The following is a 26,009-nucleotide window of genomic DNA, read 5'->3' as shown; positions in this document are numbered from 1 at the left end:
GGAAATTTTATAGAGCCTTAAGTAGATTTTTCTTATATTAGTATGAAATTTGAGCAAGCCAATGGCATATTTTGTTATTCTCAAGAGCAATCATGTCAACAATAAACAACAGGATGTTTATGCAAGCACAAACGCAATGGATTGAAACCTCAGATTATCAACAGCTCTATGTCAAAACTTGGGGTGAAAAAACAGCACCTGCATTGATTTTGCTGCATGGCTATCCAGATAACCAAGAAGTCTGGGAACGAGTGATTGCCGTGTTGGTACAAGATTTTTATGTGGTGAGTTATGATGTGCGCGGTGCGGGACAATCCTCCATTCCTAAATCCATTCGTGCCTATAGCTTGGCTCAATTGGCTGCAGATTTAATGGCTGTTGCTAATGCCGTTTTGGGGCAGCGTGCATTTCACTTGGCAGCTCATGACTGGGGTTCAATTCAGTCTTGGGAAGCTGTAACTGATCCAGATTTAAAAGGACGAATTTTATCTTACAGTACTATTTCAGGCCCATGTTTGGATCATGCAGCGTTTTGGATGCGTAAGCAGTTTTCTGAAAATAAAATTAAATTTTTCAAACAAATGCGTAAATCTTGGTATATTGCTGCTTTCCAACTTCCTGCACTTGCGCCTGCAGTTTGGCAGTTCTTTCAACCAAAGCAGTGGCGTCAGGTAGTGATGCGTTTAGAACGTGATCAAGATATTCCGGTCAATCCTAATATCAGTAAAGATGGGCGATATGGCGTCAATTTATATCGTGCCAATTTTATGCCACGTTTATTTAAGCCGCGGCAGCGTTACGCAATTTGCCCTGTGCAAGCTATTCTCTTGAAATATGATCAATTTGTGGGTGCTGAATTGATTGATGAAATGCCACGCTGGGTAGATGATTTTCAACGTGTAGAATTGGCTGCCAATCATTGGGCAATTCTCAGTCAGCCGCAAGCTGTTGCTGCTGCCATACGTGACTTTGCTTATAAGCATGAAAATCAGTAATTTTTGCGTGATCATACTTAGATTCATTTGTCGGAGTTGAAGGTTTGGTCAACTCCATCATCCATAATCTCTGATAAAATAGCTTCTTTTTTGAATTTCATCTCTTATGTTCGCAATTCTTGCTGCCATTGCAATCATGTTCGGATTGTCGTTGGCTCGTGTGCCTGTGGTTTTTGCCTTGGTTATTGGTGCAGTTTCAGGTGGTTTACTGGCTGGTTTAGGCTTACAAGGCACTTTAGATGCGTTTAATAATGGCTTAGGTGGTGGCGCTAAAATTGCCTTGGCTTACGGTATTTTAGGTGCATTTGCTTTGGCTTTGGCACGGTCAGGTTTACCAGACTTATTGGCGTATAAACTGATTCGCACCTTAACAGGTAGCAGTAATACTAAGGTACAAAACCGCGTTAAATATCTGATTTATTTTACTGTGGCTTTGGCAGCGGTATTTTCACAGAACTTAATCCCTGTACACATTGCATTTATTCCTGTATTGATTCCACCTTTATTAAGTGTTTTCAATCATTTAAACCTAGACCGTCGTGCAGTGGTTTGTTTGCTGACTTTTGGTTTGGTTGCCACCTATATGTTTGTTCCTGTGGGTTTCGGTGCAATCTTTCTGAATGATATTTTGGCGCACAATATCAACACCTTTGGTGCTCCGTATGGTTTTGCCATTCAAAATGAAGATATTCCTGCTGCCATGTTTATTCCTGTGTTTGGGATGTTTATTGGGCTATTGATCGCGTTGTTTGTGAGCTATCGTAAGCCTCGACATTATCAAGATGTGCAGGTAGAGCGTACCCAAAGCATTTCGAGTGAGCTCAATGCAAATACCGCCGCGCCAACCCTACAAGCGCCTCAGATTGCAAAATTTACCTTGTGGATGGCAGTGTTTGCGATTATTGCAACCTTGGCGGTGCAATTGTATTCAGATTCGATGATTCTGGCAGGTTTGGTGGGTGTTGCCATTTTAAGCTGTGCGGGAATTTTCAAATGGAAAGAAGCAGATGATGTGATCATTACAGGTATGCGTATGATGGCACTCATCGGCTTTATTATGATTGCTGCACAAGGTTTCGCTTCAGTGATTGAAGCTACTAATCAAGTGCCTGCTTTGGTAGAAGCGTCGGTGGAATGGATTGGCAATAGCAAAGCTTTGGCTGCATTTTTAATGTTATTGATTGGTTTGTTAATCACCTTGGGGATTGGCTCATCTTTCTCTACCGTGCCTATTTTAGCGATTATTTATGTGCCTTTATGTTTGCAGTTCGGTTTTAGCCCTGCAGCAACCATTGCGATTATTGGTACAGCAGCAGCCTTAGGAGATGCGGGTTCTCCAGCATCGGATTCAACCTTGGGGCCAACTTCGGGTTTAAATATGGATGGGCAGCACGACCACATGAAAGACAGTGTGGTACCGACTTTTATTCACTTTAATATTCCACTGATTATTTTTGGCTGGATTGCAGCGATGGTGCTGTAAATCATCACCAAAATTTGTAAGCACACGTGTTCAGAATAGACTGGGCACGTTGCAGCATCGTGCTAAAACGACAAGAAGAATCTTCCTCAAATTCATCCTCAAATCTGCCTATTGAAACCCAATACAAAATTCAAACTCTCTAACAAAATGATCCATTTTTCGTTGTAATTAACTTCTAATATTAGAATGAAGATGATTTTAATTCTCTTTATTTAATTTTAATAATTTTTATTAATTTCCTGTGATTTAAAAATATAAAACCTGAGTGAATTAATCAATTTAAAATAAATTTGTTTTAATTTTTAAATAAATATAAGATGTATTTCAAATAAACCTTTTAATATATTTTTTAAGTAAAATTGAGTAATATAGTCGGGAAATAATAATATAAACTTTATTAATTAACTCGGGTTTTAAAACCAAGTAATTTGGTCTATTTAAAATAAATTTATATAATAATGAATAGTTTATAAAATAATTAAAATATTATGTTTAATATGTGTTGCATATTAATAGTGGTCGTGTTTAATATTAATTAAGCGTTAAGATTTTTATTCTAAAGGTGGTTTTGAAATGTTAAAGCAAGTTGCTCTAATTGCATTAATGGGGATGTCTGCTTCTGCAATGGCAGGTCAATGGCAAGTTAAGGTTGGTGGTTCTGTTTTAGCACCTACTACTTCAAGTACAGTACAACAATTAGGTGGTATTGAGGTTGAAGCAGATCATGAATATGCGTTTACCCCTTCAGTAGAATATTTCTTTAATGACAATATCTCTGCCGAGTTATTACTTGCAACTCCAATCAGCCATGATGTGTTAGTGAATGGCGATTCAGCTGTTAAAATTAAGCATTTACCACCAACATTGACTGCTAAATATCATTTTAAAAATTCAACTGGTTTTACGCCATACATTGGTGTGGGTGGTACAGCATTTGTGGCATGGGATGAGCGTACCAACGGTTTAGGCAATACTGATGTTAAGGTAAAAGAAGATTTTGGTTTTGCTGGTCAGGTTGGTTTTAACTTCCAGCCAGCTGATGCGAAAAACTGGGGTGTATTCTTTGATGCGCGCTATGCACAGCTTAGCCCTGAAGTTACTTTAAGCGGTGATATTGCAACTAAGTTTGATTTGGACATCGATCCAATGGTGTACACCATCGGTTATAGCTACAAATTCTAATAATTGCTAGCTCTTTATAATAATAAAAATCAGCGCAACCCCATCTTTATGATGGGGTTTTTTATTGCAAAAAATAACAAATGTGCAAAATGAAAAGATTGAGCGTATAGGCAATGTTCATTTAAATTTTGAAGAATAAAGTAGAGTATGAAGAATAAGGAAATATCATGTTTATAAAGTATAGTTGGATTTTTTGTGCCTGTTTTATGCTCAGTTCATTTGCTCATGCAGCTAGTTTTTCTTGTGAAAAAGCCAAAACACAAACAGAACATGCCATTTGTGAACATCGTGCGGTCAATGATGCCGATGTGAAAATGGCAACCACCTATCGTATAGTCAGTCGTTTGGTCGCCATGGGGACGCGTTCACAAATCCGTGATGAACAATTTCGCTGGTTAGAGTTGCGTGATCGTTGTGGCGCTTCCGTCGATTGTTTAACCCAAGTGTATAATTTGCGTCAGCAGAAATTAGAGGATCATTTAAATCAGGTCTATCAACGTGCGCCTTTTTAAATTTTTCTGGGTTTAGGCTTGAAAAATCAAGCAATCACTCCAATTCATTAACACATCCAACAATAACCATGTTTATGATTTTAAGGAGTGATGAATGAGCGAGCACAGCCAAAAACACAGTTTCCAAGCCGAAGTGGCGCAGTTATTACATTTGGTGACCCATTCTCTTTATTCCAACCCTGAAATTTTCTTGCGTGAACTGATTTCTAACGCATCGGATGCCTGTGACAAATTACGTTTTGAGGGTATCAATCATCCTGAATATTATGAAAATGATCCTGATTTACGTGTGCGTATTCGCTTAGATCAAGATCAGAAAACCCTGACCATTTCAGACAATGGCATTGGTTTAAGCCAACAGGAAGCGATTGAACATTTGGGTACCATTGCCAAATCGGGCACCAAAGATTTTATGTCGAAATTGACAGGCGATCAAAAAGCCGATGCGCAATTGATTGGTCAATTTGGTGTGGGTTTTTATTCAGGTTTTATCGTGGCGGATAAAATTACTGTGGAATCACGCCGTGCAGGATTGGCTGCAGATGAAGCCGTGCGTTGGAGCAGCACGGGTACTGGCGAGTTTGATGTTGAGCAAATTCACAAAGCAGAACGGGGTACCGATATTATTCTGCACTTGCGTGAAGATGCGCTGGATTATTTAGAAAGCTACAAAGTTAAGCAGATCATCAATAAATACTCTGATCACATCAGTTTGCCAATTCAAATGCAGAAAGAAGTATGGCAGCAAGAAGAAGCAGCTGAAGGTGAAACACCGAAAGCAGGTCAGTATGTGAAAACTGATGAATGGGAAGCAATTAACTCGGCCAGTGCGTTGTGGACGCGCAATAAAAACGAAATTAGTGAAGAACAGTACATTGAGTTTTATAAAAACCTCAGTCACGATTTTGACGCACCATTGGCATGGGCGCATAACCGTGTTGAAGGCAGTACTGAATACACTCAGTTGTTGTATGTGCCAAGTAAAGCACCGCACAACATTTTTACTCGTGAAGCCAAAGCGGGGATTAAATTGTATGTGAAGCGCGTATTTATTATGGATGAGGCAGACAACCTGATCCCGAACTATCTACGTTTTGTACAAGGTGTGGTGGACAGCGCCGATTTGCCATTGAACGTGAGCCGTGAGTTATTGCAAGAAAGCCGTGATGTTAAAACCATCCGCGAAGGCAATACCCGTCGTGTGTTGACCATGTTGGACAATTTAGCCAAGTCTGAAGATGAAAAAGACCAAGAAAAATTTAAGCAATTCTATCAAGAATTTGGTTCAGTTTTAAAAGAAGGCTTAGGCGAAGACTTTGGCAACCGTGAACGTATCCTGAAATTATTACGCTACGCTACTTCAAGTAATGATGACATCAGTACCTCATTGGCGGACTATAAAGCGCGAATGAAAGAAGGTCAGAAAGCCATTTACTACGTTACTGCAGACAACTTGAACGCAGCAAAGCATTCTCCACAGTTGGAGTTGTTTAAGAAAAAAGGCATTGAAGTGTTGTTGATGGCAGAACGCGTAGACGAGTGGGCGATGAACTTTGTGCAGGAGTTTGATGGCACGCCAATGCAAAACGTATCTAAAGGTGCGGTTGATTTAGGCGATCTACAAGATGCTGAAGAGAAGAAAGCTTTAGACGCGGCTGCAGAACAATTTAAACCTGTGGTTGAGCAATTGTCTGCATCTTTAAGCGGTAAAACCAAAGAAGTGCGTGTGACTACACGTTTGGTTGATTCCCCTGCTTGTTTGGTAACAGGTGAAGGTGAGCTGTCGCCACAATTGATTCGTATGTTAAAGGATGCAGGACAAGCTGTACCTGATATGAAGCCAATTTTGGAAATCAATCCAGAGCATCCATTGGTGAAAAAATTACAGGACTCCAATCAATTTGATGATTTGGCGCATGTGATTTTTGATCAAGCTGTGATTGCTGAAGGTGGCTTGCCTGAAGACCCAGCGGAATATGTGAAACGTATTAATAGCTTACTGTTAAAGTAAGTCTGCTTTCGCATGAACATGATCGATGATGCGTTGTACAAATAATGCATCGTCATCTTGCAAGATCATCTTGCAAAAAAACCAAGTCCTGTTCGCAAGACTTGGTTTTTTAATTTGGCTTGATTGTAGATGTTACCTGTTTAGAAAATGGCTTCTAAACGCACTAAAGCACCGAGATAATGATTACGATCTGCGCGATCATCATTTAAATAATTGACATCGCCCTGAATAAAGAACCATTCACGTAAAAATGGTTGACGCCAAGAGACAAATGGCCCCCAACGATTTAAACGTAAGTCATCATCGTCATAATAACCGCCTGTATAAATGCCATAGTTAAAGCGGTTGCCTGCAAAGAATTGATGTTGTCTAAAGGTGTAGTTGTCCCAAACCAAATCATCATCTTGTTCATCGGCATAGGTCAGGCTAAATTGATTGGACAAGAAAGCCTGATTGGGGCGTGCGTGCGTGAGCTCCAAGTTGGTTCTGAGATAATTTTCACTGTCGATGCCATAACGATAAATTTGTTCGGCATGAAAAGAGAAATCATTTTCCAAAGTCCAGTCTTTAGAGGCTTTTAAACGCAGATAAATATCATCGCCAGAACGTACCCCTAAATCGACATCTGTTTCAAAAGGTAGACGCTCGGCAAAGTTCGACCAACGTAATGCCAGAGAACTGTTGTCTTCACGGCTACGTTTGCTGTCTACAGTTTTGTCTGCATCATGCGCTGGGTTTTCGTTGGTAATGGCGACGTTATTTTGCAATTCGTTATCGAGCGAGTCATCACCAAAGACCACACTGAGTTTATTTTCAAGCGTAGGCAGTTTGATTTTCCCGCGAATACGAGGTTTGACTTCATATTCATTATGCTTATCCCAACTGCTATCGACCAAAACCCGCAAAGTGGCTGAGGCAGGCTGTTCAGGACTTGGTTCACCAAACCAGTTATCCAGTTTATGTGCTGTTTTATCTGCCCAGTTGCGAATATTTTTTTGACGTTGATCGAACCAAGTTAAATGTTCCGTTTCTGCGGTGGCAGGTACAATGGATTCATTGGATTGTTCGGGTAACACCGTCGGTGTGGCATCAATCCAACGTGGAATCGTGTAATAAAAACCGTTTTTATCTGCTGCACTTGGCGGAGCGACAGGCAATTCATAAGGTGGCAGTGACGTATGGGCTTGATCCACTGCTTGAGTTGATTCTTGTGCAAAAGTGATGCCTGCGACCCCACTTAAGAGACAGCTTAATATAAAAGGCGATGTGTGCTTTATTCTTGACATTATTTACTGATCTTTAAGCCATTTTTGTTAGTGTTGAAAATCTATGAGATAAAAGCAAGACTTGGCTACAAAATCATAATATAAACGGCAGTTTTTAGGCAGAAACCTCTTTTTCTTGATACATTTGAAGTGCTTGGCATAACTGCAAAGCATCAATCGGTTGCTGTAATTGGGAGATGACTTTTTGAATCATTTGCCAACTAATACCTTGTTGTCGATCTAATAAAATGTGCGGTATAGCTTGTTCAGTACGGGACAGTTGTAAGCGCTTTTGACCATGAATCACACGAATTTTTTGTCGTTCTTTCAGTAAAATCAAAGGGGTATGACTCTGTGCTTCACTTTCTTCAAACTGAATAAACTTAGTAGTTTGAATGTGCTGTATCGGAATGAAAGGAAAATAATGCTCTTGCTGCCACACGATTTGAGCATCATGACTATAGCATTGAAAAAGCTGATCGAAATCAAATAAATGTTCTTGTAATTTTTCCCAAGAAATTACACGTATTGCTGCAATTTCATGTTCAAACTGTTGGCAAAAGTTTTGAGTCAAACGAATCGCTTGCATTTGATCTAATGCGCCAAGCAGTACCACATATTTAATAAAGCGTCCTTGCGTATTGGTTTGTTCTGCCAAATATACCGCACGCGCCAACACCTGTTGCTGATCTTCTTCGGGATCAGACAAATGCACCAATACATCGGCATATTGCGTGACTTCTGGCGCTTCAGGCAAAAAGACCCGATACAACTGTGCTGACTCATTTTGGCTAAGATTGAGCGCAGAAATGGGGCAACTATATTGGCTTAACAATAGATTATAAGCTGGGTTGACGCTTGGTTTTTGCGTGCCAGCCGTCATCTGGGCAGTATCTATTGTCGTTGCATCAGGCTGAGTTATATCCAATGTTGCATTGGAAATGATCGTTTGGTCTGCTGTCGGTTCAATTGTAAGTTCATCTTTAGCCACGTCCACAACTTGAGTATCAGACGAGGCAACTTCTTCTGTAGCGATGTGGTCTCTAATAAAGTCAAATTGAATTGGCGGATCTGCAGCTTTATTTTCTTCTGGGTCTACAGTGGCAAAAATTGGTTGAGTTTGTGCTGCTTCTATCGTTACAGTTTGAGCAGCTTCTAGCACAGCAGCTTGCTTGAGTTCTGCATCGGTTTGAAGGCAGTGATATTGTTGCTGCTGTTCCAACATCCAGCGATAGACCTGCTCTAAATCTTGAAACTCACTTAGTAAAGCAGTGCGGTCAGCAGCAGGAATTAACCAAATTTGCCAACCTGCTCTCGGTTGATACAAAAATCGCCCAGCCTGCTTCAGGTTGTTGATAAAGTGCTGTTTCAAGTGCTTCAAGTTGTGTAAATACACCACGAAAAGATTGTGCATATAAACTTTGTTCTGCAAAAGTTACCGCAGTTTGAATTGGATTTTGTGAGGCTTTAAATGTGAGCAACTGTTTTTGAAAAATCGGTTCATCGCACAGCATAAAAATTTCTTTAATGCGTGCTTTGGCTTTGGCTGTTTCATACAGACTGAGTCTTTTATGCGTTAAAGCATCAATTAAGTCGCGTAATTCTTTAATCAACAGTGATTTTTCTAGTGTATTCATTGATGCATACTTAAATATGTTGTTGTGCTTTTTCCAAATAATCTGCCAAGACAATATTCAGAGCCAATTCAATCAATTTATATTCTGCCGATTGTGGTTGAGGATAGCGTTTGGCTAATTCGATTAAATGGCTGACCTCAATCGCTTGAGGTGGAATTTTTCTTTGTATAAGTGCTTGAAGTTGTTGCATAGGCATCTGCTATAGCAATGAAAAAAAATCACTTTAATTATATGGATTTAATTAAAAAATACATGCTAAAAATTGTCAGCTTTTGTGCTTTTTTAGACATTATTGACAAAAAATGCGCTTTTTATATGAAAAATAATCAAAAAAATTTAAATCGCAGTGCCAAAAAAGTATTAGCAATTGGGTAGAACACAGTTTTTAGATGTTGCATGGACGATTTAAAGCAAATTTAGCATTAGAAAAACAAACAGCAGCCTGCTTTAGACTGCTGTTTGGGGAGAGAAATGGGAGGGATTAATACAGCTAAAATTAGTGGATAAAACGCGTAACTTAAGCTGCCTTTTGCGAAGTTGGTTCATTTACAACAGCTTCAGATGCAGCCGATTCTGTATTCACTTTTTGAGTTGGAAAATCAGGTACATGCACAATTTGAGCAGATACATTTGCAGCAATTGCTAAAAGTGAAACCATCAAAACAGATTTAAACATATTCATGGGAATATCCATCCAAAGTGTTAATGTCTAGGCAGAAGAATAGACATCGTAGGGAGATCAAACGAAATAAAAAATTCACATGAATCATAACAAAGTTTAAAATTTACAAAATGATCATTTCGGCAATTATTTTAAAAATAGCAATATAAAACAATATATTAGAGTTTTAGCTCTAGTTTTTTGTGTAGGCTTAAATGGTTGAGATGTCTGCAAAATTTGTATTTAGATAAGTCTGAAATGCGGGTGAATGGTGACAGTTTTTGACAGTGTGAAATCATGTAATGTTTTGGCTGTGATTGGTTAAACAGTCTAAAAATGCGGTTTTTTTAATCTATGATGGAATTCCAATAACGATAAAGGACAGTGAGAAAATCATGGCAATTGCAAAAGTAGTTGAAGTTAATTCAAGCAGTACAAAAAGTTTTGAAGACGCGATTCAGACTGGAATCGCTAAAGTGACAGAAACAATTAAAAATGTCCAAGGGGCGTGGATTAACGAACAAAAAGTGGTGGTTAAAGACAATCAAATCACGGAGTATCGGGTCAATTTAAAAATCAGCTTCTTGGTTGAATAACACCTCGCTTCATTAACGAAGCATAGTAAGATGACAACTAACCGAAGCATGGTTGCGGGGCAAAGCTGGAACTTTGACCCATTTTAAAAGCACAAAAAATCCCGTAATGGGATTTTTTTGTGCGTCTAATCAGCCGGAAGAACACTATTCAGCCTTGTCTGTATTTCAATCTTAAGCTTTAGGTTCAGATACATCGCATTGTTCTGCATCGCAGCTTGCTGCATCTTCAAGCTCTAGCTCGCTTGCTGTTTCAAGGGCTTTTTGCAGAACTTGCACAAAAACTTCGCGTGGCTGCGCACCTGCTAAAGCAATACGCTGATCAAATACGAAGAACGGTACGCCAGTGACGTTTAATTGTTCACGTGCAACTTCTTGGTCAAATTTTACAAAGTCGGCATATTCGTCAGAATCCAAAACATCATCCACTTCTACAGGGTTCAGCCCAATACGTGATGCAACATCTTCCAGTGTTTCACGCTCGCCAATTGCCAAACCTTGAGTCATATAGCTATAGAAAAAAGCTTCTTTGGCTTCGCTGCCCAAGCCTTTACTTTGCGCCAAATGCACCAAACGATGGGCATTAAAGGTATTGCCAGAGTTGGCATTTTCCCATTGAAAGTCAATGCCTTCAGCTTTTGCCATTTCGGCAATATTACGCTGCATGTCTTCTACTTCGGCAAGGCTGCGCCCATATTTTTGTGCCAAACGCTCTGAATTGGACACTTCCTGACGCGGTGGCGCATCTGGATCAAGTTCAAAGCTGTGCCAATGCACTTCTAATTCTACACCTGCTTCTTCAGCAGCAGCCTCTAAACGTTTTTTGCCGATATAGCAAAACGGGCAAACAATATCTGACCAAATATCAACGCGCATGAACAATCTCAAATTCTGTTTTTTACTAAGATGGGGATGTTACATAAAATTTAAAGCATAAAGCGATGCTAAACTTATTTTTGAGCATCTGATCAAATAGCGTCATGGATACAGAATCATATAAAGGCATAAATGAATTGATTTATTTCACTATATTCTAATGGCTGCATTAGAAAATAAGCATAAAATGCTATACAAATGTGACAGGCTTCACGCTAAGATATTGCAAATACTAAAAAATAAGAGGGCACGCATGCGACGTATAGTGCTAATTATAGGATGTGCAACGCTGCTGATTTTTGGCGGGATGTTTTATCAATATCAACAGCAGCAAAAACAAGTCACTCAATTGCATGCTTATCAAAATGTGATTTATGAAAAAGCCGAACAAATTTTTGTACAGGCACAGGATTGGTCTAAGCCGATTCAAATTGACTTAAAAGATAATCGTTTAGATGGCGACTATCAAATTATGGCGAGTTTTGTCTTGAGTCACATGGTGCAAAGTGCCGAAGCGCGCAATAGCTATTTACGTGAATTAAAAGCCTTGAATTGGGATCAGTTTTTAGATCCTCAACGACTTGCTGCAGATAAAAAACAAGACTATGCCGATACCGAAGCCATGTTGGTGCAAGTACGTGCCATGGTAGAGCTGTATCAGGAACATTTAGAACAGCATGAAGCGATGGCTTTGGAGCAGATTGAGAATCTTGAAATCAATCATAATTTGCGCCGTCATTTAGCAGAATCTTTGCTAGAAAGCCGCCATAATGACCAAGGACACGCATTATTTGAATTGGAAAAGAAAAATTTGGGTAAGGCGTATGTGTTGTTTGCAATTTTAAAAAACAATAAATGGGAGCTCAAAAACAATACCTTCATGTTCTATGAAGATGCAGCCTTGAAAGAATTTAATGCGGTATATCAAGAGATGGTGCAGCTCAATACGCAAATGCAAGAGATCACTCAGCAGCATCAGCGGGCACTGGAAAGCAAGTTGTAAGGTCTGGCAAATCCTTACATCAAATTGTCAAAAGAATGTCATCTGCCGTTCAAATCTCTTGCCTAAACTGTGCCTGTTGATTTAATTGCTCAGCTAGGCAGGTCCAATATGAACAGCATTCAAGTCTTTGATGATATTCAACAACTGTATTTGCAATTCTTAGAAAATAAAAACTACCCGAAACTCGAAAATTTAAATAATTGGGGCAAGAACCGTTACTTCTTTAATCAGCACTTTCGTTTGGTTGAAGATTGGCATCAGACTGAACAAATTGTGATTGAATTTAATCAACAATATTATTGCTTGGATACAGGCAGCGCCCCAGACTTTATGGATAAAGAACGCTATATGACATGGTTGATGGGGGAGTTGTTGGTTTAAGCCGTGCAGGTAAATCACAACTGATCAGCCATCTAGTCTTCAAGATAACAATGCAAAAGAATAAAATTTAAAAATTAGAACAGCTCAAAACAACAAAATAAAAAATCCCCGCATGATGCGAGGATTTTTTTATTACGAAGACTTTTTACACACGCTCAATAATTGTCGCGATACCTTGACCAAGACCGATACACATGGTCGCAAGACCAATTTGCGTGTCTTGTTGTTCCATCACGTTCAACAACGTGGTGGTGATACGCGCACCTGAACAACCCAATGGGTGACCGAGTGCAATTGCACCACCGTTCAAGTTCACACGATCTTGCTGATCATAAATGCCTAAGCCTTTTAGAACAGATAGACCTTGTGCAGCAAACGCTTCGTTTAATTCAAAGGTTTGAATGTCTGCAATTGACAAGCCCGCACGTTTAAGTGCTTTTTGCGTTGCAGGTACTGGGCCATAACCCATGATTGCTGCATCACAGCCTGCAACGGCCATAGAGCGAATCACCGCACGTGGTTTCAAACCTAATGCTTGTGCACGTTCAGCAGACATAAGCAACATAGCAGAAGCACCATCAGACAATGCTGAAGATGTCGCCGCAGTTACGGTACCGCCTTTCGGATCAAATACAGGACGTAAAGCTTGGAATGCTTCAAGGTTAGCATCTGGACGAATCACTTCGTCGATGTCGCATAGTTGTTTAAAGCCGTTTGCATCATGACCTTCAATGCCAATGATTTCGTTTTTAAAACGGCCTTCTTGCGTTGCAGCCCATGCACGACGGTGTGATTCCACACCAAAGGCATCTTGCTCTTCACGAGAAATACCGTTCATGCGACCCAACATTTCAGCAGTTAAGCCCATCATGTTTGAGGCTTTGGCATAGTGCTTCGATGCAGCAGGGTTGATGTCGATACCGTGCATCATGCCCACATGGCCCATGTGCTCTACACCACCAATGATGAAAATATCACCCTGATTGGTTGCAATTTGTGCCGCAGCGGTGTGGATCGCTTGCATTGAAGAACCACACAGACGGTTCACAGTTTGACCTGCTACTGTTTTTGGAAGATCAGCCAATAAAGCAATATTACGACCAATGTTCATACCTTGTTCTAGGGTTTGGTTAACACAGCCCCAGATCACATCTTCAACTTCGTTGACATCAAACTGGTTACGAGCAACTAAAGCACGAACCAATTCAGCCGATAGACTGTCAGCACGTACATTGCGGAACATACCGTTTTTGGTTTTACCCATTGCAGAACGTACGCCATCAACGATGACAACGTCACGTGGATTTAAAGTAGCCATTCACGTTGCTCCTTAACCGTAGAATTTTTTGTTGTTAGCAGCCATGTCACGCAACATTTGTGGCGCTTCATAAGCTTTTCCTAAGTGTGCATATTTGTCGCAAAGCGCAACGTATTCAGCAACACCTGTTTGGTCGATATAACGGCATGGGCCACCACGGAATGGAGGGAAACCTACACCCATAATCATCGCCATATCTGCTTCAGATGGTGTCGCCACGATGTTGTCTTCTAAGCAACGTACTGTTTCATTACAGAAAGCCAACATCATACGGTCAATGATTTCTTGTGCATCAAATTCGCGCTTTTCAGATGTTGCGACAGATGCTACAAGCTCATACGCAGTTGGGTCGACCACTTTGGCTTTCTTGCCTTTACGATCCAATTCATATTTGTAGAAACCTACGTCATTCTTTTGACCAAGACGTTTGTTTTCGTACATGACTTGGATTGAGCCTTTATAGTCTGGCTTCATGCGGTCTGGGAAACCTTCTGCCATGACTTCTGCACCGTGAACGCCCGTGTCGATACCAACAACGTCGATTAGGTAAGCAGGGCCCATTGGCCAGCCGAATTTTTCCATGACTTTGTCAACTTGCTGGAAGTCTGCGCCATCTTTAAGTAACAAGTCGAATGCACCAAAGTAAGGGAACAATACGCGGTTCACCAAGAAGCCTGGGCAGTCATTCACTACGATTGGTGTTTTACCCATTTTCTGAGCAAGCACCACAGTAGTCGCAATCGCTTCAGGTGAAGTTTTTTCACCACGAATCACTTCTACCAATGGCATCATGTGCACTGGGTTAAAGAAGTGCATGCCGACAAAGTTTTCTGGACGTTGTAGGTTTTCTGCCAAACGTGTAATCGAAATGGTTGATGTGTTTGACGCGATAATGGTGTTTTCACGTACTGATTTTTCAGTTTCAGCCAACACAATGCCTTTGACTTTCGGATTCTCAGTCACGGCTTCAATCACGATATCTACTTCTTTAAACTCGTCATAGCTTAAAGTTGGGCGGATACGTGCCAAAGTTTCACCCATTTTGGCAGGTGTCATTTTTTTACGTTCAACTTGTTTGGTCAGCAATTTGTTTGCTTCAGACATCCCCAATGCCAATTGTGGATTGCCAATGTCTTTCATGATAATTGGTGTGCCTTTGCTTGCCGCTTGGTAAGCAATACCACCGCCCATGATACCCGCGCCGAGTACAGCCGCTTGGTTCACAGGATGTGCACCTTTTTCATATTTTTTCGAGGTCTTTTTCACCACTTGGTCGTTGATGAACAAGCCAATCAACGCGCCTGCTTGTGGCGTTACCGCAGCTTTAGCAAAGCCTTCCGCTTCCGCTTTGAGTGCGTCATTACGTGGCAAGCTTGCACCTGCTTGTAAAGAATCAAGCATGAGTTTTGGTGCAGGGTATTGTGCAGGATTCGCTTTCGCTAATACCGCACCTTTTGCAGTGTTGAACGCCATCATTTGTTCAAGTGGGTTCAATTTCACTGGGTCTAATTTTTCTTGGCGTTTTGCTTTCCAGTCCAAACGACCTGCAATGGCTTGTTTAACCAAATCAAGCGCAGCCGCTTGTAATTGATCTGCAGCAACTACAGCATCTACAGCACCGTCTTTAAGTGCAGCATCAGGACGTTTAGGGTTGGCCATTGCCATCCATTCAACCGCATTGTCGATACCAATAACGCGGCTTAAACGAACCGTACCACCAAAGCCCGGGAAAATACCGAGTTTGATTTCTGGTAAGCCCACCTGTGCTTGGTCTGACATGACACGGTAGTCACATACCAAACACATTTCAAAGCCGCCGCCCAATGCCATACCATTGATTGCAGCAACTTTAGGAATTTCTAAATCTTCAAAAGCATTGAAGATGTCGTGAACAGGCAATGCCCAATCCACAATGGCTTGTTCGCCTTGAGCGAAGTTTGCGCCAAATTCGGTGATGTCTGCACCCACGATAAAGGTTGATTTCGCAGAAGTGACGATTAAACCTTTCACTTCATTGTTTGCTTTAACAGCCTCAATCGCAGCTTTAAAGTCTTCAATCGTTGCACGGTTAAATTTGTTGACCGACTCACCTTGTAAGTCAAAGCGGAATTCTGCAATTCCGTCCGAAAGCATTTGGACGGTAATGGCATTGCCAGCGTGGATCATGCCTGATCTCCTTTATTTTGGAGGACTTCTAAGTTGATGTTATGAAGCGTGTGCGATAGTCCTGCACACATATATGCCTCGCTAATCTTACGATAACTATATCGAAAAAAAATATAGCAAGTTGTATCAAGCCGTGACGCAAGGGTCATGATTTTTCTCATAGCACGGAATTGCTTTTTGACCCGATCTTAAAATCCTATGTTTAAAGCAAGATGAAAGTGATTGTTTTCTCTTTTATTTTTAATCAGGTTGTATTGCATTTTCGATTTAGAAAAGCTTGATAAATAGATGTTATCAGTGGGTTGTTGTGGGCAGAAAAGTCAATCCCTTGTTTTGATTATAAGTTTTAAAGCATGAAGTCGGTAGATATGGGTAGTTTAGGCAGTGACTTGCAATGTGGTCTTTTATTTTTTGCTTAGCTCTACAGGCATTGGAAATGTAAGTCAGCAAGTTAAAGAAATAAACGAGCCTAAAAAGAATTATGGAATGAGATTTGGTAGGTAACAATCAAATTACATTTATTAAAGGAAATGTTAAATAAAAACTTTAATATTTAATGAGCAAAATTAAATAAGTGATAAAAAATGAAAAAACTATTCGCATTGAGTTTACTAGTATCATCGACATCCGTCTTAGCAGCTTTGCCTCCGTTTACATCCCAAAATCTAGAAGGATACAAGGGCATTCAAAGAGATAGTATGTCTCGCTTGAGGGTTAATCTAACAGTTTCTAGTAATAATGATGCTGGGGAGATTAATATTTCTAATTTCACTTTGTGTTCAGCAACTGCTTGTTGGAAAGCCGATGTTAATAAGTATGTACCTGTTGTAAATAGTAGTACCACGAGAGGGCAACTAGTCGCAGACGTATTAATTCCAAATAATGAACAAATTAGAGAAGTTTTCTTTGAACCGACTACAGGTAAACAATCAATTGAAGGGAATTTAAAGTTTAAAGAAACTGTAAAAATTGATCCTGAATATCAAGGACAGAACTTATATATTGTTTTAGATAAAACCAGTAAAGGAAATGGTGTATTGCGCTACTTTCCAGTAGCCAGTACTGCGTTACCTTTTAACCCTGAACTAAAATATTATCTAATTGATCCAAAGTTTAATCAGTCGATTAATCTGAATAGTAAAAGTACGATTACTTTTCCATCTAAATTCTTGGCTCAACCTCAACTATTTACTATTGCTGAGCATAACGTAGGTAAGAAATTTCCAATGCTTGATATATATCCTTATATCAAGGGAAGGAATAACCTTAAGATTAAGTTAGCCGAAGTAGATAAAGGTGCTAATACTAAAACAGGAAATCGGATAATAAAATTATTAAATTTTTCGGAGATAACTTCTACTGAAACTCGTTTAATTGAGGGATCTGATACTCCCAGTAGTGCCGCTCAATAAGTCTCTATGGCTGCGGCTGCTGCAACTTGTGCATCTACAATAGGCTCTAATTTAGCGAGTTATCGAAGCCTTGCGACAAGTACAGGGGTAGTAAAGATTTCAGCATGTGAACATATAGCCCCTAATATTTATACCGCTTTTATTAATTCAAAAGATAGTCGTATTAAGTATGACTTACCTGTATCTGTGGCTACTGAGTGCGTTTAAAAGCATCACAACGCCTTTCGGGGCGTTTTTTATGACATTTTTGAGAAATTTCAGCAACGTGCTTTAATTCCCGCCTACTTTTATGTATAGAATGAAGCAAATAGGGGAATTTTTATGCAAACGTTTCGTTCTAAAAAAGATTGGTGGGTTTTGGCTTTTGTGATTTGTATGTCTGGTCTATTGATTCAGTTATTGCTGACCATGTACGCCAAAGGCACGATGCCAGCATTTCCTGTGCACACAGGGGTGTATTTCATTACCACTTTTGTGTTGTGGTGGCCTGTGTTCAATACGCGCTATCAGGTCGATGCAGAACGCTTGCAGATCCGTTGCATGTTTTTAAAATGGGACATTCCACGCGACAGTATTCAAAAAATATCTAAAACCAATAATTCGGTAGCGTCACCTGCTTTGTCGCTGAAGCGTTTAAAAATTGATTATCTTCTAGCGGGGCAGCCAAAATTTGTATTGGTTTCACCTAAAGATCAGACCAAATTTAGTCAAGCCTTGGGAATGGAAATTACTAACTAATCCCTAGGGTCTGTTGACATTTCATAAATGGCTTGCGCTGTAGGCTAAAACTGAGCAGATCAGGCATGAAACGCAGGGAATAGCGAGACTATTGCCAAGTTTCATAACGCAATCTGAGAAAGTTTTAGCCACAGCCTTTCAGGACGAGCATATTTTTTGCTGCTATTGCGTTATGAGTCAGTCATTTAGAATGACTAAATTTCCTGCCTCATGCCTTATATCAGCTAAAAAACCTTGCGAGATATATCTCTCACGTCGCAAACATAGACGAATTGTCAACAGACCCTAGGCTTTTAAAGCAAAAAATAAGCATCAAAACTTTGAGGATGAGCAGAGTGGCATTCTCAAGATTCACGCAGCATAAGTCGCGGGCTTATTCTATTTTGAGGTGCAATTGATTTGCACTGCAATCTACACATATTTCCGATTTTTCAGGATACTTTAAAAAATATAAAGCTAAAATGGGTTCAAGTTCAGTACGAATTTTACGCCCCAAATGCCGCGCGCCGTAACGAATATCATGCCCCTGATAAAAATAGGCTTTAGCTGCTGCAGTGAGTTCGACTTGGCGCTGTTGATGCTGCAGGCGATGGTTTAACTTTTCCAATTCAATTTCAACCAATTGCGGCAGGGCATCAGCAGATACCGCTTGATAATGCAAACTACGGTCAATCCGATTTAAAAATTCAGGGTCAAATTTACGCTGCATGACTTTTTCAATGATCCGTTGTGTGGGCATGCGTTTTAAGCACAGTTGTTGTACTTTTTGCGGCAACAGATTCAATTTATCTAAGTATTGTTGTGCGGCTTGAGCACCCACATTGCTGGTCATAAAAATCATGCAATTGCGAAAGTCGATGGTTTTGGTGCCTGCAGTCAGGGTCAGTTTGCCTGTATCTAGCACATTCATTAAGCCACGTATCACTTCGCTTGAGGCTTTTTCCAGTTCATCAAACAGCATAATGCCTGGGCGGGTGTGCGAACCTGCAATCGCAGTTTCATCAAATAAACTATGGCCTTCTTTAGAGCCGACATAGCCAGGAGGCGCGCCTGTGAGTGCAGCCGCATAGTGTTCCTGCGCCAAGGTATTCATATCAATGCGGCAGAAGGCATCGGGGCGATCATAAATGGCTTCGGCAATCAGGCGCACCGTTTCGGTCTTGCCAACACCTGTCGGGCCAAGCATTAAAGTCACTGAAAGTGGTCGCTCTGTGCTGGAGAAATCGGCCTTGACCACATACAGCATTTTTTCGATTTCATTCAGCGCTGCATCTTGTCCAATAATCCGTTGACGTAACAATTGCATGACTTGTGTAGGTTCAAAATGAAAGCGCGGCTTGCCAATCAAACGGTCTTTGGCGGATACATACTGATGTGTACTGATCGGCTGGGACGTTGCGGATTGAATGGTCGGTATGCCGTGTGGTGCGGTCGTCATCCTGCACTTTCCTTCTGCTGACAAGATGCCTGAGCATAGCAAATCTTGTGTTGCCGACTGATCGTTTTTAGCACTGAGCTGATCGTTTTAGTGGATAGATCATGCGCTATGCCACAGGATAAAGCTTGAAAAAATCAGATAAAGCAGCACATCATGTAAAGAATGTAGCAAGAATAGGATGACTCGTGAACCCAAACGCAGGTGAGCATATCGAGAAAATTTTGGCAAATATGACCCAATTGCCAGGGGTTTACCGTATGTTGGGTAAAGACGGGGAGTTGTTATATGTCGGCAAAGCCAAAAATTTAAAAAACCGAGTGTCGAGTTATTTTGTCAAAACCATCGAGCATCCTAAAACGCAGGCTTTAGTGGCGCGTATTTATGATATTGAAACTTTGGTGGTGCGTTCCGAAACTGAAGCGTTATTGCTTGAACAAAATCTGATTAAGCTGCATCGTCCACCGTACAATATTATGCTGCGCGATGATAAGTCCTATGTTTATATTTTTGTGTCGGCAGATCAGCCTTATCCGCGTATTGCCAGTGGACGCGGCAAAGGCAAGCATCAGATAGGCAAGTTTTTTGGGCCTTATCCGAGTGCGTACAATGCCCGCGATACTTTGGTGGTGTTACAAAAACTGTTTAATGTGCGGCAGTGTGAAAACAGTTATTTTGCTCAACGGCAGCGTCCGTGTTTGCAATATCAGATCAAACGCTGTTCGGCACCGTGTGTAGGATTGATTTCGCCCGAAGAATATAAAGAAGATGTTAATAATTCGATTCGATTTTTACAGGGCGATAGTAAAGAACTGAATCAGCAATTGATTGCCAAAATGGAAGCTGCAGCCGAAGCGTTGGAATTTGAAAAAGCAGTCTTTTACCGTGACCGTATGGCTTTGTTGCGTGATGTGCAGGCACAGCAAGCCATTTATAAACTCAAAGGCGAAGCCGATATTATCGCAATTGCTTATCAGGCAGGTGTGACCTGTGTGCAAATTATGCATGTGCGCAATGGCAAAATGCTGGGCGGTAAAAGCTATTTTCCTGATATGTTGGGCGATGATTTGGGGCAAATGTTGGCCGATTTTATTGCCAACTTTTACTTTCAGGTGGCCGATGAAATTCCAGCGGAATTGATTGTTAATGTGGAAGTGGCAGATTGCAAAGAGTTGGAACAAGCCTTACAGCAACACTTCGATAAAAAAATTCAAATTAAACATAAAGTGCGTGAAACCCGTGCCGAGTGGCAAGAATTGGCACAAATGAATGTGCAGCATGCTATTAAAGGTAAACTCGCTAATCACTTTGAATTAAATGAGCGTTTTCATCAGTTAGAACAAGTGGTTGGACGCCCCATTGATCGAATTGAATGTTTTGATATTTCGCACACTATGGGCGAAGACACTGTGGCATCTTGCGTGGTATTTGACAGTGGTGGTATTCGCAAACGTGATTATCGACAATTTTCAATTCAGGATATTCAGGCTGGAGATGACTATGCTGCCATGCGCCAAGCTTTAACGCGCCGTTATAAAAAAGCCATGCTGCCCGATTTATTGCTGATTGATGGCGGTAAAGGGCAGTTGAATATGGCGATGGAGGTCATGCAGGAGTTAGGATTGGATGCCTTTATGATTGGGGTGTCCAAAGGCGAAGGACGCAAACCTGGTCTAGAAACGCTACATTTTACCGATGGCAGCAAAATTCAGCTGCCTGAAGATCATAAGGCGCTGCATTTGATTCAGCAGGTACGTGATGAAGCACACCGATTTGCAATTACCAAGCACCGTGCCAAGCGCGATAAAAAACGTGGCTCATCAATACTTGAAGTGATTCCGGGCTTAGGGCCAAAACGTCGTCGTGATTTACTCACCCATTTTGGTGGCATACAAGGTGTCCTGAAAGCTTCTGAAAAAGAGTTGACTTTAGTACCCGGACTGGGTGAAGTAATGGCGCGTACGATTTATAAAGTGCTGCATGAATGACTAAATTTCCTGCCTCATGCCTTATATTAGCTAAAAATCTTGCGAGATATATCTCTCACGTCGCAAACATAGACGAATTGTCAACAGACCCTATTTACTGCATAAAAAGCAGTATTTTCTACAAAGGTAAATAGCAAAAAAGTGCATTGACTCTGTCGTCATTGAACATTCACATCAGATCGAAACCCTGTAATATCAACCACAACATTGTTTAAGGAAAAGCTATGTCGTTGCTACAGACCTATCAAGCCATTGCCGAGCAAGAATGGATAGACATCCCGTTTGGGTGGTTACAGGGGCGCACTATTTATGGTGGATTGGTGGCAGGTTTGATGATGCAAAAAGCCCAGCTTTGTATTGCCGATCCGAAAAAGCGCTTGCTAAGCAGCAGTGTCACGTTTGTCGGACCTGTGCAACAAGGTCGGGCACGGCTCACGGCGGAAATTCTGCGTGAAGGCAAATCTGTGACCAGTGTCGAAGTTCGTTTATGGCAGGATGATGCAGTACAAAGCATTTTAATTGCTAGTTTTGGTGCGGCACGTGACTCCAGCATTGTGGTGCAACAAGAACGTACTGCGCCCAATTTTCCACCTGCAACGGAATTGCCTGTTACACAGCATCATCCTTTAGCACCTGAATGTTTTCAGCAGATGGATTTGGTTTGGTCTGAAGGACAATATCCGTTTACTGCTAGTCATAAACCTGATTTTGCAGGCTGGATGCGTTTTAACCCAAAACAGCATACGAATCGTGCCATGACCATTGCCGATTTGATGGTGGCTTTTGATATGTGGCCGCCTGGAGTACTGCCGATGTTTGAGCAGCTCGCTCCTGCCAGTTCACTGACTTGGCATGTGACCTATGTCAATCCTTTGCAAAATCAGCTGCAAGATTGGATGAAATATAAAGTTTTTACCGATCATGCTAGCGGTGGTTATGCCACAGAATATGCGCACTTATGGGATGATCAGGATCGGCTAATAGCGATTGCCCGACAGACCATCACCGTGTTTGCCTAGTGACACCTACTAGCATTTCGTATAAAGTGAAGCCTATTCACGATGACAAATCCTCAAAAAACTTGTGAATATGCAGCGTAAAGAGGGGAAACATTGGCGGTGTCTATGACAACAGGTCGTATCCTGAACATTCCAAATATATTAACTTTGGCTCGAATCGCCTTGATTCCTGTTTTTTTGTTGGTGGCGTATTGGCCGCCTGCAATGGGCGTAAAAGGTTATGATGGTGGCATGACGCGTCATATTATTTTGACGTCTATTTTTGTGATTGCTGCTGTGACCGACTGGTTTGATGGCTATTTGGCACGTACTTTGAATCAGACCTCTGCATTTGGGCGCTTTTTAGACCCTGTGGCCGATAAACTTATGGTCGCTGCGGCATTGATTGTTTTAGTGCAATGGCAACCGACTATTTCTATGGCTTTTGCCGCGATTGTAATTATTTCCCGTGAAATTACCGTATCTGCCTTACGAGAGTGGATGGCTGAACTCGGCGCACGTACCAGTGTGGCGGTGTCTACAGTGGGGAAATATAAAACAGCATTCCAAATGATTGCGATTTCAGTGTTCTTATTGAACTGGCAACCATTGGAAATGGTGGCTTATTTGTTGCTCTATACTGCTGTAATTCTAACGCTTTGGTCGATGTTTATTTATTTAAAAGCGGCATGGCCATATTTGAAACAACCTTAAATATCGTGATTCTTCATTAAAAAGTGCTTCTGATTGAAGCACTTTTTGATTAACTATGGGTTTCTTCCTCGGCATCATCCTCATAAGTTTTGGCAATTTTTTCAATATTTAAACTTTTTGCCATCGCATCAAAAATTTCTTTATAAACCCCATTTTGATGATAAAGCGCATCATGTTCGCCATGTTCCGCAATCCTGCCATCTTTCATGACATAGGTGTAATCGGCATCAATAATTTGCGATAAGCTATGTGAAATGATGATGACCGTACGCCCTTGTTTAATTTCATCGAGGCTTTGTTTGATTTGTTCGGTTGCAATGGCATCCAGACTAGCAGTCGGTTCATCTAAAAAAATAATAGGTGGATTTTTCAGGAACATACGTGCAAGGGCAATCCGTTGTTGTTGACCGCCTGAAAGCATGAGGGCATCTGCGTCATAAGCCTGAGGCAATTGCAAAATTTGTTCGTGAATAGAGGCTTTTTGGGCTGCCAGAATCACATCTTCCAAGCTTGCATCAGTTTTGCCATAACGAATATTTTCAAAAATAGAGCCTTGGAAAATATGATTTTTTTGCAAAACCAAGCCGATATGGTCACGCAAATATTGAGTGTCGATGTGGTTAATATCAATCCCATCGAGCTGAATTGTTCCCTGTTGTGGTTCATAGAATTTATCTAATAAACTGATCAGGGTAGATTTTCCTGCTCCCGACAATCCCACCAATGCGGTAATTTTATTGGGCTGAATCTGCATTTGAATGTCTTTGAGTGCATGATGTCCATTCGGATAAAAAAAGTTTACCTGTTGCAGATCAAACTGCCCTCGAATAACTGGTTTAAGCGTACCACTTGGCTCAATTTCATGCTCGGCTTCCAAAATTTGAAAGAAGCTTTCTGAATAGATCATTGCGTCATTGACTTCATCATAAATACGATGCAATGAGCGAATTGGGGCAGAAACATTGCCAAACAGTAACACGTGATACATGATCATGCCGATGCTCATTTGTCCATCTAACACAAAATAAGCAGTTAAAATAATAATCAGCACCACGCCAATTTGTTCAATAAAGCTTTTTAAACCATCAAATAAAAAACTGGTTTGGCGAGTCTGCATTTGATTGTGGGTTAGTTTTTTCTGCAGGGTGAGTTGTTTTTCTGCTTCAATGCTTTCTCTGTTAAATGATTTAATCACGGTAATTGAGTTGATGATGCTGAGAATCCCTTGGCTTTTTTTCTCACGTCCATCACGTAAATTACGTCGCCAGCTTCCTAGTTTTTGTGCCTGCTGATAGGTCAGCCAAAAATAAATAGGCACAATGAGTGTCGCGACCAAGCCCACGTAAACATTGGCATAATACATTAAGCCCAAAGCCACAATTGCACTGGTAAAGAGTGGCAAAATATCAATAAAGAAAATTTGCACTAAACGGGTAAGTGAACCAATGCCACGATCTATACGTGTTTGTAATTTACCTGCTTGGTTGTTGTCCTGATTAAAAAAGGCCAGTCTGTAACGTAAAAATTTCTCAATAATGCCCTGTGCCAAATCTTGTGACACAAAAATGCGTAGTTTTTCACCATAAAACTTCTGTCCAAACTGCACAAAAGCATTGATGATTTCTTTACCCAGCAAAATGGCTGAAATGGTGATTAAAATGTGCCAGCCTGCAGACAGACCTTGTCCTGCCTCAATTAAGGCGTTAATACGGTCAACAGCGTATTGTAAAGTTAGTGCATTGACTTGAGCTGTTAACGAGCCGATGAGCGTTAAAACTAAGGTGGCAATCACCAAGAGCCGATAAGGTCGAACGAAGGGACGCAATTTTTGAAATAAATGCCATAAATTCATAAGCTATTATTGTTATAAGAACGATGATTTTAAGTCTAAGGATGAACTTCACGACTCACAAGCCAAAAAGCTGTGTCATTTTGTGAGCAGTCCTGATCCTTGTTTTAGATTAAACAATAAGCTATTCAGCATTGGAATGACCATGAATCTAGAATTATTTGCACCTGAGCGTTGTGACAACGTACTGCCTTATGACGGCATTGTGCAGGACTATGGTTTGGTGCTGAGTGCGGAGCATAGTGAGCGTTATTTGCAGTATTTTCTGCAACATTTGGCATGGCAGCCTGATGAAGGTCTGCTCTTTGGTCAGTATTATCGGACACAGCGCCAAGTGGCATGGTATGGCGATGAGCAGTATCAATATCGTTATTCGGGAGCAGTTAAGCAGGCACTGCTATGGCAGCCTGCTTTGTGGCGATTGAAACAGCAAATTGAACAATGGGTCGGGCATCCCTTTAATTCATGTTTGGTCAATTTATATCAAGATGGTACGCAGGGCTTGGGTTGGCACAGTGATGATGAGCCGAATTTAGGCAGACACGCTGTCATTGCATCTTTGAGTTTGGGGGCAACCCGTAAATTTTGTTTTCAGCATAAACACCGCGCCAACAAGGTTGAGCTACTGTTGCACAGCGGTCAGTTGTTGGTCATGCGTGGCACGACACAACACTATTGGAAACATGCCTTAATGAAGTCCAATAGAATTATACAACCCAGAATTAATCTGACCTTTCGCTATTTTCACACGGCTATTGAATAAAACTTGATTTAGCACTCTAAATCCTTATT

At 40.9% G+C, this 26,009-nt stretch carries 24 protein-coding genes; 14 read left to right on the top strand and 10 right to left on the bottom strand.

Going from position 1 to position 26,009, the window contains the following annotated elements; genetic code table 11:
- The first annotated feature begins 119 nt into the window (after window positions 1–119).
- From FTU66_RS03785 to htpG, 5 genes are all read left to right on the top strand, one after another.
- Entirely contained in the window at window positions 120–995 is an 876-nt protein-coding gene (locus FTU66_RS03785; protein ID WP_180112364.1) for an alpha/beta fold hydrolase, read from the top strand.
- Between the two features lie 106 nt (window positions 996–1,101).
- Window positions 1,102–2,478, top strand: coding sequence for a Na+/H+ antiporter family protein (locus FTU66_RS03780; RefSeq protein WP_154321132.1), 1,377 nt, complete (start codon window positions 1,102–1,104; stop codon window positions 2,476–2,478).
- A 573-nt stretch (window positions 2,479–3,051) separates the two neighbouring features.
- Entirely contained in the window at window positions 3,052–3,660 is a 609-nt protein-coding gene (locus FTU66_RS03775; RefSeq protein ID WP_180112333.1) for an OmpW family protein, read from the top strand.
- A 167-nt stretch (window positions 3,661–3,827) separates the two neighbouring features.
- Entirely contained in the window at window positions 3,828–4,172 is a 345-nt protein-coding gene (locus FTU66_RS03770) for a lysozyme inhibitor LprI family protein (protein ID WP_180112332.1), read from the top strand.
- A gap of 94 nt (window positions 4,173–4,266) precedes the next feature.
- Entirely contained in the window at window positions 4,267–6,183 is a 1,917-nt protein-coding gene (htpG, locus tag FTU66_RS03765) for a molecular chaperone HtpG (protein WP_180112331.1), read from the top strand.
- 140 nt (window positions 6,184–6,323) lie between these two features.
- Here the strand turns inward: htpG and FTU66_RS03760 are convergent, their stop codons facing one another.
- The 5 genes from FTU66_RS03760 to FTU66_RS03745 form a co-directional block, all read right to left on the bottom strand.
- Complete coding sequence (locus FTU66_RS03760) at window positions 6,324–7,469, bottom strand: hypothetical protein (RefSeq protein WP_180112330.1); 1,146 nt, start codon at window positions 7,467–7,469, stop codon at window positions 6,324–6,326.
- A gap of 94 nt (window positions 7,470–7,563) precedes the next feature.
- On the bottom strand, window positions 7,564–8,775 hold the full coding sequence (locus tag FTU66_RS03755) for a hypothetical protein (protein WP_257222046.1): 1,212 nt from the start codon (window positions 8,773–8,775) through the stop codon (window positions 7,564–7,566).
- Entirely contained in the window at window positions 8,726–9,085 is a 360-nt protein-coding gene (locus FTU66_RS13625; RefSeq protein WP_257222045.1) for a hypothetical protein, read from the bottom strand. Before FTU66_RS13625 ends, FTU66_RS03755 begins: the two co-directional genes overlap by 50 nt.
- Window positions 9,086–9,095: 10 nt before the next feature.
- Complete coding sequence (locus FTU66_RS03750) at window positions 9,096–9,275, bottom strand: hypothetical protein (RefSeq protein WP_004975807.1); 180 nt, start codon at window positions 9,273–9,275, stop codon at window positions 9,096–9,098.
- A gap of 327 nt (window positions 9,276–9,602) precedes the next feature.
- Window positions 9,603–9,767 (bottom strand): hypothetical protein, encoded by a 165-nt coding sequence (locus tag FTU66_RS03745; RefSeq protein ID WP_019836107.1) that lies wholly within the window; start codon window positions 9,765–9,767, stop codon window positions 9,603–9,605.
- 374 nt (window positions 9,768–10,141) lie between these two features.
- Here FTU66_RS03745 and FTU66_RS03740 point away from each other — a divergent pair, with 374 nt between their 5' ends.
- Window positions 10,142–10,342 (top strand): dodecin family protein, encoded by a 201-nt coding sequence (locus FTU66_RS03740; protein WP_004975809.1) that lies wholly within the window; start codon window positions 10,142–10,144, stop codon window positions 10,340–10,342.
- A 171-nt stretch (window positions 10,343–10,513) separates the two neighbouring features.
- Here FTU66_RS03740 and FTU66_RS03735 read toward each other — a convergent pair whose 3' ends face one another.
- Window positions 10,514–11,215: a DsbA family protein gene (locus FTU66_RS03735; RefSeq protein ID WP_004975810.1), complete on the bottom strand. Its 702-nt coding sequence runs from the start codon at window positions 11,213–11,215 to the stop codon at window positions 10,514–10,516.
- A 253-nt stretch (window positions 11,216–11,468) separates the two neighbouring features.
- Here FTU66_RS03735 and FTU66_RS03730 point away from each other — a divergent pair, with 253 nt between their 5' ends.
- Window positions 11,469–12,218 carry a hypothetical protein gene (locus FTU66_RS03730; protein ID WP_104852942.1) on the top strand — a complete coding sequence of 250 codons (750 nt, stop codon included), beginning with the start codon at window positions 11,469–11,471 and terminating at the stop codon, window positions 12,216–12,218.
- A gap of 108 nt (window positions 12,219–12,326) precedes the next feature.
- Window positions 12,327–12,599 carry a hypothetical protein gene (locus FTU66_RS03725; RefSeq protein ID WP_004975814.1) on the top strand — a complete coding sequence of 91 codons (273 nt, stop codon included), beginning with the start codon at window positions 12,327–12,329 and terminating at the stop codon, window positions 12,597–12,599.
- A gap of 145 nt (window positions 12,600–12,744) precedes the next feature.
- On the opposite strand, the gene fadA is transcribed toward FTU66_RS03725, so the two are convergent.
- Together fadA and fadB are read right to left on the bottom strand one after the other, a co-directional pair.
- Window positions 12,745–13,917, bottom strand: coding sequence for an acetyl-CoA C-acyltransferase FadA (gene fadA / locus FTU66_RS03720; protein ID WP_004975824.1), 1,173 nt, complete (start codon window positions 13,915–13,917; stop codon window positions 12,745–12,747).
- A gap of 12 nt (window positions 13,918–13,929) precedes the next feature.
- A complete protein-coding gene (gene fadB / locus FTU66_RS03715) occupies window positions 13,930–16,083 on the bottom strand; it encodes a fatty acid oxidation complex subunit alpha FadB (RefSeq protein WP_180112329.1) in 2,154 nt (717 codons plus the stop codon).
- A gap of 584 nt (window positions 16,084–16,667) precedes the next feature.
- On the opposite strand from fadB, the gene FTU66_RS03710 reads away from it, so the two are divergent.
- Together FTU66_RS03710 and FTU66_RS03705 are read left to right on the top strand one after the other, a co-directional pair.
- A complete protein-coding gene (locus tag FTU66_RS03710) occupies window positions 16,668–17,495 on the top strand; it encodes a hypothetical protein (RefSeq protein ID WP_228262063.1) in 828 nt (275 codons plus the stop codon).
- A 321-nt stretch (window positions 17,496–17,816) separates the two neighbouring features.
- The gene (locus FTU66_RS03705) at window positions 17,817–18,233 is read left to right on the top strand and encodes a PH domain-containing protein (RefSeq protein ID WP_180112328.1); all 417 of its coding nucleotides are present in this window, start codon (window positions 17,817–17,819) and stop codon (window positions 18,231–18,233) included.
- A 373-nt stretch (window positions 18,234–18,606) separates the two neighbouring features.
- On the opposite strand, the gene FTU66_RS03700 is transcribed toward FTU66_RS03705, so the two are convergent.
- Window positions 18,607–19,671, bottom strand: coding sequence for an AAA family ATPase (locus FTU66_RS03700; protein WP_180112327.1), 1,065 nt, complete (start codon window positions 19,669–19,671; stop codon window positions 18,607–18,609).
- Between the two features lie 185 nt (window positions 19,672–19,856).
- Between FTU66_RS03700 and uvrC the strand changes: the two genes are divergently transcribed.
- From uvrC to pgsA, 3 genes are all read left to right on the top strand, one after another.
- A complete protein-coding gene (gene uvrC, locus FTU66_RS03695; protein WP_004975832.1) occupies window positions 19,857–21,656 on the top strand; it encodes an excinuclease ABC subunit UvrC in 1,800 nt (599 codons plus the stop codon).
- A 224-nt stretch (window positions 21,657–21,880) separates the two neighbouring features.
- Window positions 21,881–22,675: a thioesterase family protein gene (locus FTU66_RS03690; protein ID WP_179996323.1), complete on the top strand. Its 795-nt coding sequence runs from the start codon at window positions 21,881–21,883 to the stop codon at window positions 22,673–22,675.
- A 105-nt stretch (window positions 22,676–22,780) separates the two neighbouring features.
- The gene (gene pgsA, locus FTU66_RS03685) at window positions 22,781–23,368 is read left to right on the top strand and encodes a CDP-diacylglycerol--glycerol-3-phosphate 3-phosphatidyltransferase (RefSeq protein ID WP_179996324.1); all 588 of its coding nucleotides are present in this window, start codon (window positions 22,781–22,783) and stop codon (window positions 23,366–23,368) included.
- Between the two features lie 49 nt (window positions 23,369–23,417).
- Here pgsA and FTU66_RS03680 read toward each other — a convergent pair whose 3' ends face one another.
- Window positions 23,418–25,220 (bottom strand): ABC transporter ATP-binding protein, encoded by a 1,803-nt coding sequence (locus tag FTU66_RS03680; protein ID WP_180112326.1) that lies wholly within the window; start codon window positions 25,218–25,220, stop codon window positions 23,418–23,420.
- Window positions 25,221–25,362: 142 nt separating this feature from the next.
- Between FTU66_RS03680 and FTU66_RS03675 the strand changes: the two genes are divergently transcribed.
- Complete coding sequence (locus tag FTU66_RS03675; RefSeq protein ID WP_180112325.1) at window positions 25,363–25,980, top strand: alpha-ketoglutarate-dependent dioxygenase AlkB; 618 nt, start codon at window positions 25,363–25,365, stop codon at window positions 25,978–25,980.
- Window positions 25,981–26,009 lie beyond the last annotated feature (29 nt).

The sequence above is a fragment of the Acinetobacter sp. YH12131 genome (assembly GCF_013418635.1).
GTDB classification, from domain to species: Bacteria; Pseudomonadota; Gammaproteobacteria; order Pseudomonadales; family Moraxellaceae; genus Acinetobacter; species Acinetobacter towneri.
Note: the sequence above shows the minus strand (reverse complement) of the source record. Positions and strands in the feature narration are given on the sequence as shown.